Consider the following 16,234-nt stretch of genomic DNA (forward strand, 5'->3'; position numbering starts at 1 on the left):
ATAGATTAAATAGAGTCTTCTCAGTCTAATTGAAAATAATATTATTCCCAATTATTCAAATATTTGGTCTTTTGTCTTACGAAATCCCCTGATTTTGATAGGTTCCTCGTCGTTTAACTCAACAATCGCGTAATTGTTATTCTCCGGTCCGTTACCATCTACTACCGCTTTCAGGGTATAGTAAAAAATGCCGTTGATTTGAGAGAAACTTCCAGCATGATAATGTCCCTGGAAAACCGCTCTCACCTTTCCCGAATCTTCTAAAATCTGTCGCACCTCGGCAGCATTTACCGGACAATGTCTATCATCCGGAACCTTCGCCGAATCGAGCTGGTGGTGAATAAAAACGATAACCGGCTTACCGGTTAAAGCCAGATCGGTTTTCAACCACTCCAGTTGCTGGTGTGGAACAAAAGCTTTTGTCCAATCAAAATCTCCGCGGTCGTAATCCGAACCATCCGGTGAGTAGTTCGCGTCCAGCACAACGAAATGATAACCGTGATCGGAAAACGAGTAGTAATTCAGCGAATCGTACTGTCCATGATTGGTGATATGGTCGAGAAACTGGATTTTGGAAAGACTGTCCATGTCATGGTTTCCGAGCACATGAAAAACCGGTCCGTCGAAATCCTGCAACTCCGACTCAACGGCTGCCAGATAAGAAAGCGTTTCACTTTCGTCAGGTGGATCGCCCTGGTCCTTCAGGTCGCCAATCTCAATCAGAAAATCCACTTTCTCCCGGTTCATCACCTCAACGCATTCCCGCACCTTCTGCAACGACTGACGATAGTAGCGGTTGCTTTCCAGGTTAGGCGCGCGATTGGCATAATGAATGTCGGTCAGAATACCGAAACGAAGCGTTCTCCTCTTTCTTCTGCCAAAGGCAAAAGAAGGAAATGAAATTCCGGCCAGGACTGATAATGTGGTTGCCATAAAACGTCGGCGATTAATGGTACGATTCATCTGAATAAACTCTATGATAACGTTCTAAAATTACAAAACCCCCGAATTAATCTTAATTTTGAGCTGAATTTAAATCCCATTTATGTTTAGCTTGCTTGATTCCTTTCACCTTACTCCGGTTCATTGGATTTTAATTGCTTTAAGCGGAATGCTGATTGGTATGTCGAAAACGGGCGTTCCCGGAGTTTCCATGGTGGTCGTTCCAATCCTCGCATCTATTTTCGGAGGAAAGCAGTCGACCGGTGTGTTGCTACCCATTCTCATCATGGCCGATGTATTTGCCGTAAGTTATTACCACCGACATGCCAACTGGAAACACTTGCTTCGGGCTTTGCCGTGGGCATTAGCGGGCGTGCTAATTGCCTTGTGGGTTGGTGAGAAAGTGAATGACCTGCAGTTCAAGCGTCTGATTGCGATTACCATTTTTGTTTCGGTAGGAATCATGCTTTGGCGTGATCGCGTAGCGAAAAAAGAGTCTGTCCCCGATTCTCCCTGGTTCGCTGCTTTGATGGGATTGGCCGGAGGTTTTGCCACCATGATTGGCAACGTGGCCGGACCCATATTTGCCGTTTACCTGTTGGCCTTGCACCTTCCGAAGAAAGTATTTATCGGTACCACGGCATGGTTCTTTTTCATTGTCAATCTGTCGAAGTTCCCACTGCATGTCTTTGTTTGGAAAACAATTCATTGGTCAACCCTTCTGGTCGATATACTTATTCTTCCGGCCATAGCAGCCGGCGCCTTCCTTGGGATTACAGTCGTGAAAAAAATACCGGAATCGACCTATCGTTGGTTCGTTATCATCATCACGATAGCTTCCGCACTGTTAATTTTTACATAATGCTACTCTTCAACACTTTAAATGCATACAATTGAAGTCTTAAATAAGATAATTACTCGGATAAGATTTCCCGAAAAGGAATCGGATTTCACTACCTACATTAACAGTTAAAATAAAACAAACTAATATATTTTAAAATAATAATTTAACTATTTAAATCATCAGCCAAAACTACGGTTCTTTTGTGGAAAATAGAGAGGAAAAACCGGAATACAATCTTCCAACTAGTCAGCCAGGCAATTCTCGCATCGTTTTTCTGATTTTTTAGAATTTCCCCGGCAAGAAAAGGAGCCACTGTTTCTACCCTATCTGCCAGAATATTGAATATACGGATGCTTTGTTGATGGGCTTCCGGATTCTTTTTTGCTGAATCGAGCAGCAAATCGGTGACCACCATTCCCGGACTCAATGTTCCTATCAAGACACTATCCCCTTCCATTTCCTTAGCAAAACTGCGCGTAAAATACCGAAGAGCCCGTTTGGTCGTTCCGTACAATGTCATCCCGGGCATCATCCTTCCGCCGCTGCCAAAACCTTCCATGTTATAGATCGCTCCGTGGCCCTGTTGTTTCATGTGCAAATAAGCAACGCGGGTTCCGTTCATCACGCCCATCAGGTTGGTTTGAATCACACCGTTGATTTCTTCCGGATGGATATGATGAAACAACTCATCCGACTGCCCCATGCCTGCATTGTTGATCCAGATATCAACCGGCTGCCAGAGCGAGGCCTTCAGCCAAAGCTGATCGAGACTACGGGGCATCGTCACGTCGACTACAAAACCGGCCACTTTTTCGGAGCCAAATTCCTCTTGCAATTTTCGGGCAACCGCATTCACCGATTCCCTGTCCCTTCCGGAAATAGAAACAAAGTGCCCCATGGAAAGAAAAGCCCGGGCCATTCCCAGACCAATTCCGCGTGTAGAGCCGGTAATGACAATATGTTTGGGATTCATGGTAATGAATTCTTGATAAACAAAATGTAAAGAAACAAAAAAGGCCGGCTTCTTCAGAAACCGGCCTTCAATAGCTTTACACTTTCTTATCTCTTATTTACATCACCACCACTGGAACTGTGCGTGTTGATAGATGTAGGTGTGCCTTTGTAATAAATATCAGCACCACTGCTCGCGTGTGCTTCAAAATTTCCGTTCACGGTCAAACGGATATCAGAGCCACTGGAAGCTTCTGCGGTGCAATCCTCAGCAGCCAGGTCATAGGCGTTAATGTCGGAGCCACTGGAAGAATCGGCATGGAAATTCTTTGCCTTGCCACGTAACGTTAAATCACTGCCGCTACTGGTTCCCCCGGACAGTTGATCAGCATAGACCTCCATCTTCACATCCGAACCACTGGAAACGCCAATCTCCAGCGAACTAACCGTCAAGCCGGTTTGGGTCCTAACATCGGAACCGGCAGAAGCTTTCAGCTCCTTCAGGTCTTTCACGGTTACGTGAACCTTCATCGCCTTTGCATTCCGGATGGATTTATCGACATATAACTTCAACCGGCTACCATCGACTTTGGTCATGATGATATCCTGTAAATTTTCATCAGCCTCAACGACCACGGACTCATTATCTCCCTGTGAGATATACAAATCGAGACCGCTGCTAACGGAAATTTCATCGAATCCGGTCAGGTGACGATCGACTTTCACGACATTTCCATTTCCCTTCACTCCCCCAAAGTTCCACCAGGATTGAGCAGAAAGTGAGAGGGAAATGAACATCAGCGAAAGCGTAAAAACGGAAAAGAGAACTTTGTTTTTCATGCTTTATAAGATTTGGTATGGTTTATTCTTGAACAAAAAAATATTCATATTAGAAAGACGACTTCATTTAGCGAAGGTTGCATCCAATTTTCGTTCAGAGCTTTTTATTAAATCTTTTCTCCCGACATACAGGACGACAAGCATCACGATTGATAAATAGAGTATGAAAAACCAAAAGGGCTTCATGCTGCCGGTAAACTCAGGCAAAAGCATCAGGTAATTGAAAGCGAGGTTCGCGCTGATATGCGCCAGTATAGATGTCAATACACTTCTTGTGTAATAATAAATCCAACCGATAAAAAGGGAGCCCAAAACAACCCACAACAAAAAAACCAGGAAGTTCATCTGTAAAGGGACTCCTGTTCCAATCAGATATGCAGGGAAATGCCAGAAACCCCATACGAACCCGAGTATTATTGCTGAAGAGAATAAACTGAATCGATTCATCAATCGTGGTAGTAAGAATCCTCTCCAGCCATATTCCTCCCCCAATGCGATTAATATGATGACAACCACTTGGGGCATCAGCTGAGAAGTTCTCAAACTAAACTTCGAAAGCTCAAAATTCAGTGATGTAAGCACAGCCAACGAGGCCAAAAGGGGAATTCCAAGCAGAGAAATAAGCAGCCATTTGAATTTCGTTTTCCTAACCGTCTGTTTTATAAATAATTCACCAACTCCATTCCTCCCTTTATTGATGGCAGTATAAACAAGAGCAAGAACGGAAGGAGTGAAAACAGATAATATGGATAGATTGGGATTGCCTGTTTTGTAAGCAACAAAACAAATTAACGAACTCAGGATTATCGCCGTTATGGAGAATACAATAATCTCTTGTCTTTCCTGTCTACTCATACTTCAATTGATTTCTAATTAGGCGAAATCACCTGTTGTTTTCAGTGACCAGGTTGTCAACAACTTCTTTACGATTTGATTTACCCATCACATTATTGTGATATGACGCTTAAACCTCTATCTTGGTTACACGGCATGTAAATTTTAGTCGATAGCTCCATGTTGAGCTCCAACCGATATTCAGGACAAATTGTCATAGAACGGGGCATTTTGTCCGCGCTCAATCCGGATGCGGTAATTGTTTAATTTACTGTATTTTATTCCACAGAAAAGAATTGACGACAAGCATTCCAACGTTCATTGGTTCTCTACAAAGATTGATTGGTTCGGCTTTTGATCGATGAATAACCGGAAAGACTATTTCTGTCAACAACGCTCACATAGGAAGAATACATTATGAATGATCAGGAGATAACGCAAAAGTTCAACGAGATTTGTCAATTACTGGCTTCGCGGAAGCTGAAACCCGCATTCGATCTGCTGGAACAGCTAATTACTGAAACCGGCTCCGGCGATTTCCGCGATGAATACCACGATCTTGAGCAGACCTACAAATACATGTTGCAGTACACGGTCGAAGGCATTAACGATCCCGAAAGACAGAAAGTGTACCGCCATTTGCTGGTCTCGACTTTCGAGTTGGCAGACAAGGTGACCGAAAACCTGAGAATGCGTTTTTCCAACCTGTTTTCTTACCAGAAGAAAAGAGGCTTTTCGGGACTGTACGTCGAAAATCTTTCGGAAACACTTCAGGAAATTGAAGAGTTTCACGTGCACAACGAGTTGCAGTCGTTGATTGATGAATCGATTTCGGCGCAACCGGGAAAAGAGGAGGCAGCGCGCGCTCACCTGGAAAAGCTGAATTACATATTCTACCATCTCTGGTTCCGGGATTTACTAAATGACGACGAAATGAACTTTGCCCGTAGCTTCCTTTCCGGCGAAAGCATTCCGGTTCACGAAAAGGCTTTGTTGGTTACAGCACTCACTTTCAGTCTGTCCCGTTATTTCGACGAACATAAATTCAATTTGCTGTTTGAAGCTTACGATACCACCGATGAGTTGGTGCGTCAGCGAGCGTTGGTTGGCCTGATGCTTACCTTGTACCAGTATGATTTGCGTCTTCCCTTCTTTACCCAGATTACCGGCCGGCTGGCTATTCTGAACGAAGACCCGGAGTTCAAGCGTTTGTTCGAAAAAGTGATTCTACAGTTTATCCGGAGCAAAGAAACCGAGGAGTTACAACGCCGTTTACAGGACGAAATTCTTCCGGAAATGATGCGATTGAGTCCGAACCTCCGGAACAAACTGAACATGGACAACCTGATGGGCGAAGGCATGATGGACGACAAAAACCCCGACTGGCAGGACATTTTCAGTGAATCGCCCGGCTTGATGGACAAGCTGGAAGAGTTGTCGGAGCTGCAGATGGAAGGCGCCGATGTATTTATGAGTTCTTTTTCGATGCTGAAGAATTTCCCGTTTTTCAGTGAATTTGTAAACTGGTTCATGCCGTTTTTCCCGCAACATCCCGAAATCAGCAGCGTGACCGGGGACAAAAGCGACGAAGCGACCAACACCTTCATGGAAGCCATCGTGAAATCGCCCATGCTTTGTAACTCCGATAAATACTCGTTCTGCCTGAGTTTGCAGAATATTCCGAATGAATACAAGGAGATGATGTCCGGTTCGCTCAAGGCGGAAATGGACCAGATGGAGGAATTGCAACAGGATGAGTTGGCCATTTCGCCCAACAAAGCCGCCGAAGTAGCTTCCAATCAATACATCCAGGATTTGTACCGTTTCTTTAAGTTGCATCCGAATCACACCGATTTTGAAGATGTGTTCGCCTGGCGGTTAGATTTTCACAATAAAAGCACGTTCCGTCCTCTTTTACAGGAAGATTTGGGAATCCTCCGGAACATGGCCGAATTCTATTTTGCCAAAAACTACTTTGAAGAAGCGTCGGAAATTTACCTCATGCTTTTGCAGGAAAACGAAGATGGCGAGCTTCTCCAAAAAGTGGCTTTTTGTTACCAGAAAACCGGCAATTACGAGGACGCGCTTAAGTATTATCTGAAAGCTGATCTATTCGATGTCAATAAAATCTGGAATCATAAAAAGATTGCACTTTGCTACCGTAACCTGAAAGAGCCGGAAAAAGCGCTGGAATATTACAAACAGGCCGAAATCCTGGAACCCGATAATCTGAGCACACACATCTCTGTCGGCCATTGCTACATGGAGCTAAAAAAGTACGAGGATGCATTAAAGTATTATTTCAAGGTAGAGTACTTATCGCCCGGAAACAAAAACGTTTGGCGCCCGATTGCCTGGTCATCGTTGCTGGTTGGAAAACTGGAACAATCGGAAAATTACTACCGAAAGTTAACCGGAGGTTCGCCCAACAAATACGACCTGATGAACATGGGCCACGTACAGTGGTGTCTCGGGAACCGGAAAGAAGCATTGGAATGGTACCGAAAAAGCATTCGGGACAAAGAAAACTCAGAAGCTGAATTCATGGATGCCTTTGAGGAAGATTTGGAACATCTACTTCGGCAGGGTGTAGATCAGGAAGACGTTCCGATTATGCTCGACCAATTGCGCTATTCACTTGAATCGTAAAATACTTTGCCGGCCGTTAAAGCCGGCTTTCTTATACCGTTACACAATCGCTAATCAGGCGCAAACCTTCGAGTGTAAGCTGCTGATCGACAACCCGAATGTATCTCGAAATGGGTGCCAACACGTTCGCCAAACCGCCGGTGGCAATTACTTCCGGTGAATTTCCCAACTCGTTCCGGAGCAGATCAATCAGGTGATCAACTAAACCTGAATAGCCCAACACAACACCCGACTGCAAAGCGTGAACGGTATTTTCTCCCAACACTGAAGGCGGCGGAGTTAAATGCACAGGAGGCAACTGAGCCGTATTTCCGGTCAACGATTTGATTGCTGTTTTCAATCCCGGCGCAATGGAAACCCCCAGGATTTCTCCATCATCCGAAATCGTCGTCAACGTCAAAGCAGTTCCAAAATCGACTACTGTACACAGCGAACCAAACCGTTTGTAGGCAGCCATCGAGTTCGCAATCAAATCGGTCCCGATTTCGTAGGGATTGAGCACTTTCAGCGGAAGCATGGGATAAATTTCCGGTCCGACAATCAATGGCTTGACTGTAAACAACGAATCCAGCATTTCGGTAAAGGCACGCAAAAGCTGGGGAACCACGCTACTTACCACAATGCGGTCGACTTTCTCCACGTAATCGACCGTATTGGTCAGCAACGACCGGAAAATCACTTCATATTCGTCAGCAGTTTTATCCGGCACCGTCAGGATTCGCCATTCATGCACCCATTTTTCACTATCGTGAATACCGAAAACGATGTTCGAGTTACCAATATCGATTGCCAGCAGCATTTCTTTCGTTTTTAAATGTTCTTGACGAAACTACACCATCTCACCGTTTTTTGAAACTTTTCGTGCCATATAATACGCGATTGTACAGGAAATAACGCTGGCTTCATCTTCCGGTAAACCGAATACACTTTCTTTGCAAAAAGAATAGAAAAGCTATGGATGGTAAAAAACGTTCGAATATAAAGCCCGGATTGCATGTATCTATTGTGCTGAAGAAAGATCAGCGAACCGGCAAACGCACCGAAGGAATTGTAAAAGACATCCTGACCAATTCGCCCACGCATCCGCACGGCATTAAGGTGCGGTTAACTTCGGGTGATGTGGGTCGTGTACAGGAGATTTTGCCGAATTAAATGAGACAAAATGTTTAACGAAGCAATAGAAAAATATCTTCAACAGGAACAACTGAATCGTTTTGATTTAAAGGCTGTTTTCTTCGACATGGACGGCGTGTTGTACGATTCGATGGGACATCATGCCGCCTCGTGGACCAAAGCTTTTACTGAAGCCGGTATTCATTTTCACGAAGAGCTGGCTTACCTGAACGAGGGAAGAACCGGTGCTTCAACGGTTTTAACAGCAGTAAAAGAAGCGCAAAACCGCACGGCAACCGATGATGAAATTCAGAAGATTTACCGGCGAAAGACTGAAATACTGCACACCATGTCGCGTGCACTTCCCGTTGACGGAATGAAAAATATGCTGGAGCAGGTGAAAAATGCCGGGCTGGAAATCTGGATTGTCACCGGTTCGTCGCATATGCGTTTCATCGACAACCTGAAGGTCGATTTCCCCGGTTTAATTGATCCGACGCATGTCGTAACCGGAAAAGACGTCAAACATGGTAAACCGCACCCTGAACCTTACCTAATGGCCCTGGAAAAGTCTCATCTGGAAAAGCAGCAGGCGATAGTTATCGAAAATGCACCGCTGGGAATTCAGTCAGCGAAAGCTGCAGGATTGTTCACAGTGGCTATTAATACAGGCATTCTGGATGACGAAATTTTGACAGATAACGGTTGTGACCTGCTTTTTGATGACGGAATAGAGTTGGCGAAAAACTGGAAAAAATTACTTCATGGCCTTCAAATAATTAGCCAGTAATCTGATTATTTGGGGGATGTTTTGCTAAGACGGAATTTAAAATTTGAAATATTTTAACTTTCTTGGTAATAAATAATCTTAAAACCACGTTGTAGTAGAGAATTAGATATTCAAGATGGTAATCATAAAAAATTATTATCTTCACTCTATTTCTGAAAACAACAATTTGATAGTTATTACACAGCGTTTCATCATCGCAATTGCGACTAAATCAAAATCAGGCAGACATGCAAAATCTTAAGGATCCCTTAATTTTCGTTGTTGAAGACAATCAGGTTTACAACAAACTTGTTGTTAGTTATCTACGCTCTAAAAAATTCAATCGGGTAGAAACTTATACCAGTGGTGAAGATTGTCTGAACGCCCTGGATAAAAAACCAGATATCATTATTCAGGACTATCTGTTGGAGGGAATGAACGGTATAGACGTACTGAAAGCCGCAAAAAAAGTACATCCCGAAATAGAATTCATTTTCCTTTCGGGACAAGACAGCATTGATGTCGCTATTAATACCATGAAATACGGTGCCTACGACTACATTGTGAAAGACCAGATGGCACTGAAAAAAATCGTCAATAAGATCACCAAGATTATCTCGGTACAACAACTGGTTAAAAGCAACAAACGTTACAAGATGGGAGTAACGCTTTTCTTTGTTGCGCTGGTGGTCATTATCATACTCATTTTAAGTCTTACCGTATTCTTCCCAACGGAATTTGAGTGGTAAGATCCTATTTGCATGTATGTGATATCCCGCTGATCTTCGTTACTCTGACGATTTTCAGCGGGATATTTTTATGCGAAAATTTCCGGATTGACAATCGAAATATCTTTTCTTCCTGAAAAGAAACCGATAATGTTTTGCGAAGCTTCGCGGGCTGTTTCAATCCGTGTTTCGATGGTTCCGGTTGCGTTGTGCGGTGTGAGAACCACATTTTCCATCTCAAAAAGCTCTTTTGTAATCTTCGGTTCTTCTTCAAACACGTCCAGGCCAGCACCGGCAATCTTTCCGTTCTGAAGGTATTTAACCAGCATTTTTTCGTCGATCACCGGTCCTCTCGCGGTATTGACCACAAAAACGCCGTTCTTCATTTTTTGCATCTCATTTTCGCTTAAAAGATGATGCGTTTCCCCGGTCAATGGCGTATTCACCGAAATCACGTCTGAGCGCTTCAGCAATTCGTCCATCGAGACGTAGGTCGCATTGAGTGGCTTTTCCAGCGACTCATCCAGGCGATTTCGATTGTTGTAGATAATTTCCATTCCTGAAGCTACCGCCCGCCGGGCCAATGCTCTTCCGATTCTTCCCATGCCAATAATTCCCAATGTTTTTCCGGTTAAACCGAAGCCCAGGTTACGCATCATTCCCCACTGAAAATCGGGATTCGTACGCAAGTTACGGTCGGTCTCAGCGATGCGGCGCATTACAGCGAGCACCAATCCCAGAGCCATTTCCGCTGTTGGTTCGGTTACTGCGTTAGGTGTGTTACAAACCGCAATTCCACGACGGGTTGCCTCCGCCACATCGATGTTGTTGTACCCCACCCCGAAATTGGCTATGATTTTCAACTTCGGTGCACTTGCTATCAATTCGGCATTTATCGGGCGAATAAAGACCGACAAAACAGCATCGCAATCAACGATTAGTTCTTCGATGTCAGCAGGAGAAAATTCTTCTTTTTCAGGATAAACGACATCAAATTTCTCTTCCAGCTCCCGGATACCTTCCTTCGGAATCCGGTACGTAATTAAAATCTTAGGTTTCATATTCGGTTAATTGAAAAGTTATTTCCTGCAAAGAAAAAATGCCCGACAAGCGGGCATTTCCTATTCTTAAAATTAACAAATTATTTCATTGCACTGATTACATTATCCGGTGCCAGTAACGCTTTGTACTTAGCAGGATTATGTAAGAGTTTAATTGCTGCTTCAATATCCTTGTCATCTCTCATGGATGTCTGAATAGCGCCACTCTGATAATAGTACCGCGATACAATCTCGTCGCGCAGTAAATCTTTGATGTCGCCGCTGAAACGGGTCAAATCCTGATCGATATTATGCGACAGATCGGCATGTAACGTTTTGAAAGCGTCTGCAGCTCCGTCGTAATATTTCTCCTTCTTCGCTGTTTCAATCAGATCCTGCAAAGCCTGTTCACTTTTCGATTCGTACGTAAAGTGATGTTCTTTGACGTAGTCCTTGAACTGATTGTAAATATCATCGGTGATGGTGAATTCGTCAGCAGGAGCAATCTTGGAATGCGTATTGGCAAAATGCGTGGCAAAATCGAAAATCATAAACTTCTGTACCAACTGCACGACCATGTTGCTCAGTTGATCCTGATTGATTTTCACGTCAGGTGAAATGCCTCCGCCATCAAATACGGTACGTCCGTGCTTGGTGCTGAATTTCGAAATCAATGAATCCGGAATCGTTCCCACACTTCCGTCAGGATTGCGGTGTGCATAGTCTAATGCCTGAATACAACGACCACTGGGAATGTAGTACTTAGCCGTGGTTACTTTCAGTTTTGAGTTATAACTCAAATCGCGGGTGGTTTGTACCAAACCCTTTCCGAAGGTCCGCGTTCCCATCACCACTGCCCGGTCCAAATCCTGCATCGAACCGGTGACAATTTCGGAAGCCGAAGCAGAACCGCGGTTCACCAGGATAACCAATGGCATAATGGTGTCGACCGGTTCTTCGGTTGCCCGGTACGTTTTATCCCACTGAGCTACTTTTCCACGCGTACTGACAATTTCCTGCCCCTGGTTAACAAACAGATTGGCAATCTTCACTGCTTCCACCAGCAAACCGCCTGGGTTTCCGCGCAAGTCGAGTACCAGTTTTTTTGCGTGTTTGTTGTTGCGCAGATCGAGCAGCGCATTTTTCACATCATCGCCGCAATTTGCAGTGAAGCTGTGAAGCCGGATATAACCGATGCTGTCATCCAGCATTCCGTAATAAGGAACCGGATTGATTTGTATTTTCTGACGAACAATGCTCACTTCGTACGGCTTTTTCTCGCCGGGACGCTGCATTGTCAAACGAATAGGCTTATTTGCCGGGCCTTTCAGCAATTCCGAAACATCGGATACTTTCATGTCGGCTGTCTTTTTTCCGTCTACTTCAACGAAAACATCGCCAGCTTTCAGGCCAGCTTTCTGCGCCGGAAATCCTTTGTACGGCTCAGCAACTACAATCTGATCGCCATGTTTGCTGATAAGCGCACCGATACCGGCATACTCACCGGTGGTCATGAAATTGAAGTCTTCCATTTCCGATTCCGGAATGTAGACAGTATAAGGATCAAGTGAGGAAAGCATGTCGTCAATACTCTCTTTGACCAGTTTTCCGGGGTCAATTGGATCCACGTAGAATAGATTCAATTCCCTGAACAGCGTATAGTAGATATCCAGGTTTTTAGCAATCTGGAAATTCTTCTGATCGCGGTTAAATCCCCAGAAGGAAAAGGCCAATACCAGTACCAGTAAGGACGCCAGGCCCGTTTTCAGAAATCGTCTTTTTTTCATGTGTTCTTTTTTTCTTTTCAGGGGTCAGATAGTCCCGGATAACTCCGGGTACGCCATACTCTCAGCAACCTTTCGTGAACGTTGGTTGCTTTTGGCCCGTCCCACTCGCAATATTTGTTTTTATTTTTAACGCCTATATACGATATCCCATCCGTTTATTGGTCTGCAACGGAGCATTAGTCAAATTACCAATTTGCCCGTAAAAGTTCGAATGGATTATCAATCTGTAATTTACTCCTCATAAAAATTGGAATCAAGCAAAGGTAATAAAACCAAAATTACCAATCGTCAATTTTCCTGTTAAGAGATGTTATCAGGCCCAACCCCATGTTAACAAAGGCTTACCCTGAATGAAAAAGCCTCTGTTGTCCTGTCAACTTCCTGATAACGCTATTTTTCATTTACTTTGAAACGGTTTTAGACATCAACTTGTTTTATCCGATAAATTACAAGAGTTTGGAAAAAGGACTGGTCATACGCTCAACAGGCAGTTGGTATTCCGTGAAAACGGAAAGCGGAGAGATAATCGATTGCCGGATTAAAGGTAAATTCCGCATGAAAGGAATTCGTACCACCAATCCGGTAGCCGTTGGGGACCGCGTGACCTATCGGGTCGAAGAAAACGAATCACACAACACAATCGGGGTAATCACCGACATTGAGGAACGCCGTAATTACATTATCCGGAAAGCCTCCAACCTATCGAAAGAGAGCCAGATTATTGCCGCCAACATCGACCAGGCTTTCCTCATCATCACTATCAAAGACCCGGTTACCCTACCGGGATTTATTGACCGCTTCCTGGTTACGGCCGAAGCATACCGGATTCCGGCCAGCCTGGTGATTAACAAACTCGACATCTACAACGAGAAAGATTACCAGAAACTGGAAGAATACCTGTGGACTTACGAAGAAATCGGTTACAAATGCTACCAGGTGTCGGCTGAAAAGAACTTTAATATCGATACGCTTCGCGATGACATGCGCGGGAAAATCAATGTTCTGTCCGGCCACTCCGGCGTAGGAAAATCGAGCATCATCAACCGTCTCGATCCGGAACTGGATTTGAAAACAGCACAAATTTCCGATTATCACCGCCAAGGAAAACATACCACGACTTTTTCCGAAATGTTTGAAATGCATGGTGGTGGCTACCTCATCGATACGCCCGGAATCCGCGGTTTTGGCGTGATCGATATGGAAAAGGAAGAAATCTCACACTTCTTTCCCGAGATTTTTAAATTGCTGAAAGATTGTCGTTACCACAACTGCACACACATACATGAACCGGGTTGTGCCGTGAAAGCCGCTCTCGAAGCCGGAGAAATCCCGGTGACACGCTACGAGTCGTATCTTTCGCTGGTGCTCGGAGAAGACACCAAGTATCGTCCCGACATCTGGAAATAAAACGTTGTTAAGTTACCTTAGTGTTAAAATCATCACAAATTTTCATTCCGAAAGGAAAATGCATTTGTTTTTTTAGATTTTTAAGTTTTACTTTGACACCAAGAGAAAAAACAAAGCGATGAATCAATTTCAGAACAATAGCTTTTATTACTGGTTTTATTATTTCGGCCTCAAAGCGGGGATCGACCGGTAAAGTATTGTCTGAAACGAAACGATATGAAACAGAAAGGTCCCCAAGATGATTGGGGACCTTTTTTTATGTCTAACTTCTAGCAAATAACGAATTTAAGATATTGCCACTATGAATGTAACGATTATCGGACTTGGATTAATTGGCGGCTCCATTGCCAAAGACCTGAAACGAACCGGCTTTGCCACGGAAATTGTGGGTGTCGACAGCAATCCCGAACACGGGAAGAAGGCTGTTGAACTGGGAATTGCCGACCGTTATGAGGAGTTGGAAGCCGCTGTTCAACAAACCGACCTCGTGATTATCGCCATTCCGGTGGATAAAATCAAAATCGTTCTTCCGAAAGTACTGGATTTGATTCCGGAAAATACAACCGTCACCGATGTAGGTTCGACCAAACGAGAAATTGTCAGTCTGGTTGAAAATCATCCGAGGCGAGGTAATTACGTGCCCTCCCACCCGATGTCGGGAACAGAAAACAGCGGTCCGGTTGCTGCTATCGAGAATTTGTTCGAAGAAAAAATCTGCATCATTTGCGACCAGGAAAAATCCCGTCCGCAACATGTGGCGCTGATTGAAAAAATGTATCAATCCATCGGGATGTCAACCGCTTACATGAGCAGTGACGAACAAGACCACAACACGGCGTTTGTTTCGCATTTGCCACACGTTACTGCTTTTGCCCTGGCTAACGCCGTATTGGCCAAAGAAGACCGGAGTATCATTTTCGACCTGGCCTCCGGTGGATTTCGTTCCACTGTGCGTCTGGCCAAAAGTTCGCCGGAAATGTGGGGCCCTATTTTCCATCAAAACCGCGATTACATGGTGGAGGCCATCGGTGAGTACCAAAAGCACCTGGAAGCCTTTAAAAAGAGCATTCAAAACGAAGATGCCGGCGAAATGATGGAGCTCATCAAACACGCCAATGGAATTCGCAGCGTGCTCGACGGCGGAAATCAATCAATGACAAAAAAAGAAAAAACAATAATTCAATTATTTACTCCTAAAAATTGACCCAATGGTTGCTGAATTGGATATCATGCCCATAAGCCACTGGCTGCCTAACATCGACAATCCCCTGCTGGTTGCCGGTCCTTGCAGCCTCGAAACAGAAGAACAGGCACTGGCGACTGCCCGTGAACTGGCTAAAGACAAACGCGTATTTGTCTATCGCGGCGGAATCTGGAAACCCCGTACCCGTCCTGGCTCTTTCGAAGGTGTTGGTTCTATCGGGCTTGAGTGGATGAAACGGATCAAAGAAGAGACCGGTTTACCGGTCGGAACGGAAGTGGCCAACGCTCAACATGTGGAAGAGTGCCTGAAAGCCGGTATCGATGTGATGTGGATTGGCGCCCGTTCGACCGCTTCCCCCTTCACCGTGCAGGAAATTGCCGATGTACTCAAAGGGACTGACCAGACTGTAATGGTAAAGAATCCGGTGAACCCGGATGTTCAACTCTGGGTAGGTGCGTTGGAACGCCTGAATCAGGCCGGAATTAAAAACCTGGTGGCTATTCACCGTGGTTTTACTCCCTTCCGGGAATCGAAATATCGAAACTACCCCGGTTGGAAAACGGTTATCGAACTGAAACGATTGCTGCCCAATCTCCCGATTATCGGTGATCCGAGCCACATTGCCGGAAAACGTGAATATTTGCTGGAGATCTCGCAAAAAGTATTCGATATGGGACTGGATGGCCTGATGCTTGAATCCCACATCGATCCCTCCTGCGCGTTGAGTGACAAAGCACAACAGGTTACTCCCGCCGATCTGGGTAAAATACTGGATGAACTGGTAATTAAATATGCCAGCTCGGACGATCCGAACTTCGAAAATAAACTCGAAGAGTTGCGTGGGCGTATCGACCAGATTGACCACGAAATGATGGAAATTCTCGCTTCACGGATGGAATTGGTGAAACAAATCGGTGAGTATAAGAAGCAGAATAAAGTAACGGCACTTCAGATTAACCGGTGGGCTCAGATGATGGACGACCGCACCAATCTGGCCGGCAAATTACACCTCGACGAAACATTTATCAAGATTCTGTTCCAGCTGATTCACGAAGATTCGGTACGTCAGCAAACTGAATTGATTGAGAAGAAATAACCTATTCACCAGTCAGATAACACGGGCCCC

General features: G+C 44.7%; 15 protein-coding genes. 8 read left to right on the forward strand and 7 right to left on the reverse strand.

Annotated elements, in window-relative coordinates:
• Positions 1 to 51: 51 nt before the first annotated feature.
• Positions 52 to 933 (reverse strand): metallophosphoesterase, encoded by an 882-nt coding sequence (locus AC060N_RS20505; protein WP_479525337.1) that lies wholly within the window; start codon positions 931 to 933, stop codon positions 52 to 54.
• Between the two features lie 112 nt (positions 934 to 1,045).
• Here AC060N_RS20505 and AC060N_RS20510 point away from each other — a divergent pair, with 112 nt between their 5' ends.
• On the forward strand, positions 1,046 to 1,804 hold the full coding sequence (locus AC060N_RS20510; RefSeq protein WP_479525338.1) for a sulfite exporter TauE/SafE family protein: 759 nt from the start codon (positions 1,046 to 1,048) through the stop codon (positions 1,802 to 1,804).
• Positions 1,805 to 1,949: 145 nt separating this feature from the next.
• Here AC060N_RS20510 and AC060N_RS20515 read toward each other — a convergent pair whose 3' ends face one another.
• The 3 genes from AC060N_RS20515 to AC060N_RS20525 all read right to left on the reverse strand — a co-directional run bounded on the left by AC060N_RS20515 (position 1,950) and on the right by AC060N_RS20525 (position 4,432).
• On the reverse strand, positions 1,950 to 2,759 hold the full coding sequence (locus AC060N_RS20515) for an SDR family NAD(P)-dependent oxidoreductase (protein WP_479525339.1): 810 nt from the start codon (positions 2,757 to 2,759) through the stop codon (positions 1,950 to 1,952).
• Between the two features lie 86 nt (positions 2,760 to 2,845).
• Positions 2,846 to 3,577 carry a head GIN domain-containing protein gene (locus AC060N_RS20520; protein ID WP_479525340.1) on the reverse strand — a complete coding sequence of 244 codons (732 nt, stop codon included), beginning with the start codon at positions 3,575 to 3,577 and terminating at the stop codon, positions 2,846 to 2,848.
• Positions 3,578 to 3,640: 63 nt separating this feature from the next.
• Complete coding sequence (locus AC060N_RS20525) at positions 3,641 to 4,432, reverse strand: CPBP family intramembrane glutamic endopeptidase (protein ID WP_479525341.1); 792 nt, start codon at positions 4,430 to 4,432, stop codon at positions 3,641 to 3,643.
• A 396-nt stretch (positions 4,433 to 4,828) separates the two neighbouring features.
• Here AC060N_RS20525 and AC060N_RS20530 point away from each other — a divergent pair, with 396 nt between their 5' ends.
• Positions 4,829 to 7,060: a tetratricopeptide repeat protein gene (locus tag AC060N_RS20530; RefSeq protein ID WP_479525342.1), complete on the forward strand. Its 2,232-nt coding sequence runs from the start codon at positions 4,829 to 4,831 to the stop codon at positions 7,058 to 7,060.
• Positions 7,061 to 7,091: 31 nt separating this feature from the next.
• Here the strand turns inward: AC060N_RS20530 and AC060N_RS20535 are convergent, their stop codons facing one another.
• Complete coding sequence (locus tag AC060N_RS20535; protein ID WP_479525343.1) at positions 7,092 to 7,859, reverse strand: type III pantothenate kinase; 768 nt, start codon at positions 7,857 to 7,859, stop codon at positions 7,092 to 7,094.
• Between the two features lie 155 nt (positions 7,860 to 8,014).
• Here AC060N_RS20535 and AC060N_RS20540 point away from each other — a divergent pair, with 155 nt between their 5' ends.
• From AC060N_RS20540 to AC060N_RS20550, 3 genes are all read left to right on the forward strand, one after another.
• Positions 8,015 to 8,212 (forward strand): YwbE family protein, encoded by a 198-nt coding sequence (locus tag AC060N_RS20540; RefSeq protein WP_479525344.1) that lies wholly within the window; start codon positions 8,015 to 8,017, stop codon positions 8,210 to 8,212.
• A gap of 10 nt (positions 8,213 to 8,222) precedes the next feature.
• Positions 8,223 to 8,963: an inorganic diphosphatase gene (locus AC060N_RS20545; protein WP_479525345.1), complete on the forward strand. Its 741-nt coding sequence runs from the start codon at positions 8,223 to 8,225 to the stop codon at positions 8,961 to 8,963.
• A 227-nt stretch (positions 8,964 to 9,190) separates the two neighbouring features.
• Positions 9,191 to 9,691 (forward strand): response regulator, encoded by a 501-nt coding sequence (locus AC060N_RS20550; protein ID WP_106540956.1) that lies wholly within the window; start codon positions 9,191 to 9,193, stop codon positions 9,689 to 9,691.
• 68 nt (positions 9,692 to 9,759) lie between these two features.
• Here the strand turns inward: AC060N_RS20550 and AC060N_RS20555 are convergent, their stop codons facing one another.
• Together AC060N_RS20555 and AC060N_RS20560 are read right to left on the reverse strand one after the other, a co-directional pair.
• Complete coding sequence (locus tag AC060N_RS20555) at positions 9,760 to 10,731, reverse strand: NAD(P)-dependent oxidoreductase (RefSeq protein ID WP_479525346.1); 972 nt, start codon at positions 10,729 to 10,731, stop codon at positions 9,760 to 9,762.
• 80 nt (positions 10,732 to 10,811) lie between these two features.
• Entirely contained in the window at positions 10,812 to 12,497 is a 1,686-nt protein-coding gene (locus AC060N_RS20560) for a S41 family peptidase (RefSeq protein ID WP_479525347.1), read from the reverse strand.
• A 456-nt stretch (positions 12,498 to 12,953) separates the two neighbouring features.
• Here AC060N_RS20560 and rsgA point away from each other — a divergent pair, with 456 nt between their 5' ends.
• The 3 genes from rsgA to AC060N_RS20575 all read left to right on the forward strand — a co-directional run bounded on the left by rsgA (position 12,954) and on the right by AC060N_RS20575 (position 16,204).
• A complete protein-coding gene (gene rsgA / locus AC060N_RS20565; RefSeq protein ID WP_106540959.1) occupies positions 12,954 to 13,904 on the forward strand; it encodes a ribosome small subunit-dependent GTPase A in 951 nt (316 codons plus the stop codon).
• Positions 13,905 to 14,205: 301 nt separating this feature from the next.
• Positions 14,206 to 15,108 (forward strand): prephenate dehydrogenase, encoded by a 903-nt coding sequence (locus AC060N_RS20570; protein ID WP_479525348.1) that lies wholly within the window; start codon positions 14,206 to 14,208, stop codon positions 15,106 to 15,108.
• Positions 15,109 to 15,112: 4 nt separating this feature from the next.
• On the forward strand, positions 15,113 to 16,204 hold the full coding sequence (locus tag AC060N_RS20575) for a chorismate mutase (protein ID WP_463229598.1): 1,092 nt from the start codon (positions 15,113 to 15,115) through the stop codon (positions 16,202 to 16,204).
• The last annotated feature ends 30 nt before the right edge of the window (positions 16,205 to 16,234 follow it).

Source organism: Prolixibacter sp. DSM 2831, from assembly GCF_056493735.1.

Excerpts from the sequence above, each read along its gene's own strand:
- AC060N_RS20540 (WP_479525344.1), top strand. The coding sequence starts at position 8,015 with ATGGATGGTAAAAAACGTTCGAATATAAAGCCCGGATTGCATGTATCT.
- AC060N_RS20550 (WP_106540956.1), top strand. The coding sequence starts at position 9,191 with ATGCAAAATCTTAAGGATCCCTTAATTTTCGTTGTTGAAGACAATCAG.
- AC060N_RS20535 (WP_479525343.1), bottom strand. The coding sequence starts at position 7,859 with ATGCTGCTGGCAATCGATATTGGTAACTCGAACATCGTTTTCGGTATT.
- AC060N_RS20545 (WP_479525345.1), top strand. The coding sequence starts at position 8,223 with ATGTTTAACGAAGCAATAGAAAAATATCTTCAACAGGAACAACTGAAT.
- AC060N_RS20575 (WP_463229598.1), top strand. The coding sequence starts at position 15,113 with ATGGTTGCTGAATTGGATATCATGCCCATAAGCCACTGGCTGCCTAAC.
- AC060N_RS20515 (WP_479525339.1), bottom strand. The coding sequence starts at position 2,759 with ATGAATCCCAAACATATTGTCATTACCGGCTCTACACGCGGAATTGGT.
- AC060N_RS20570 (WP_479525348.1), top strand. The coding sequence starts at position 14,206 with ATGAATGTAACGATTATCGGACTTGGATTAATTGGCGGCTCCATTGCC.
- AC060N_RS20510 (WP_479525338.1), top strand. The coding sequence starts at position 1,046 with ATGTTTAGCTTGCTTGATTCCTTTCACCTTACTCCGGTTCATTGGATT.
- AC060N_RS20520 (WP_479525340.1), bottom strand. The coding sequence starts at position 3,577 with ATGAAAAACAAAGTTCTCTTTTCCGTTTTTACGCTTTCGCTGATGTTC.
- AC060N_RS20530 (WP_479525342.1), top strand. The coding sequence starts at position 4,829 with ATGAATGATCAGGAGATAACGCAAAAGTTCAACGAGATTTGTCAATTA.
- AC060N_RS20505 (WP_479525337.1), bottom strand. The coding sequence starts at position 933 with ATGGCAACCACATTATCAGTCCTGGCCGGAATTTCATTTCCTTCTTTT.
- AC060N_RS20525 (WP_479525341.1), bottom strand. The coding sequence starts at position 4,432 with ATGAGTAGACAGGAAAGACAAGAGATTATTGTATTCTCCATAACGGCG.
- AC060N_RS20560 (WP_479525347.1), bottom strand. The coding sequence starts at position 12,497 with ATGAAAAAAAGACGATTTCTGAAAACGGGCCTGGCGTCCTTACTGGTA.
- AC060N_RS20555 (WP_479525346.1), bottom strand. The coding sequence starts at position 10,731 with ATGAAACCTAAGATTTTAATTACGTACCGGATTCCGAAGGAAGGTATC.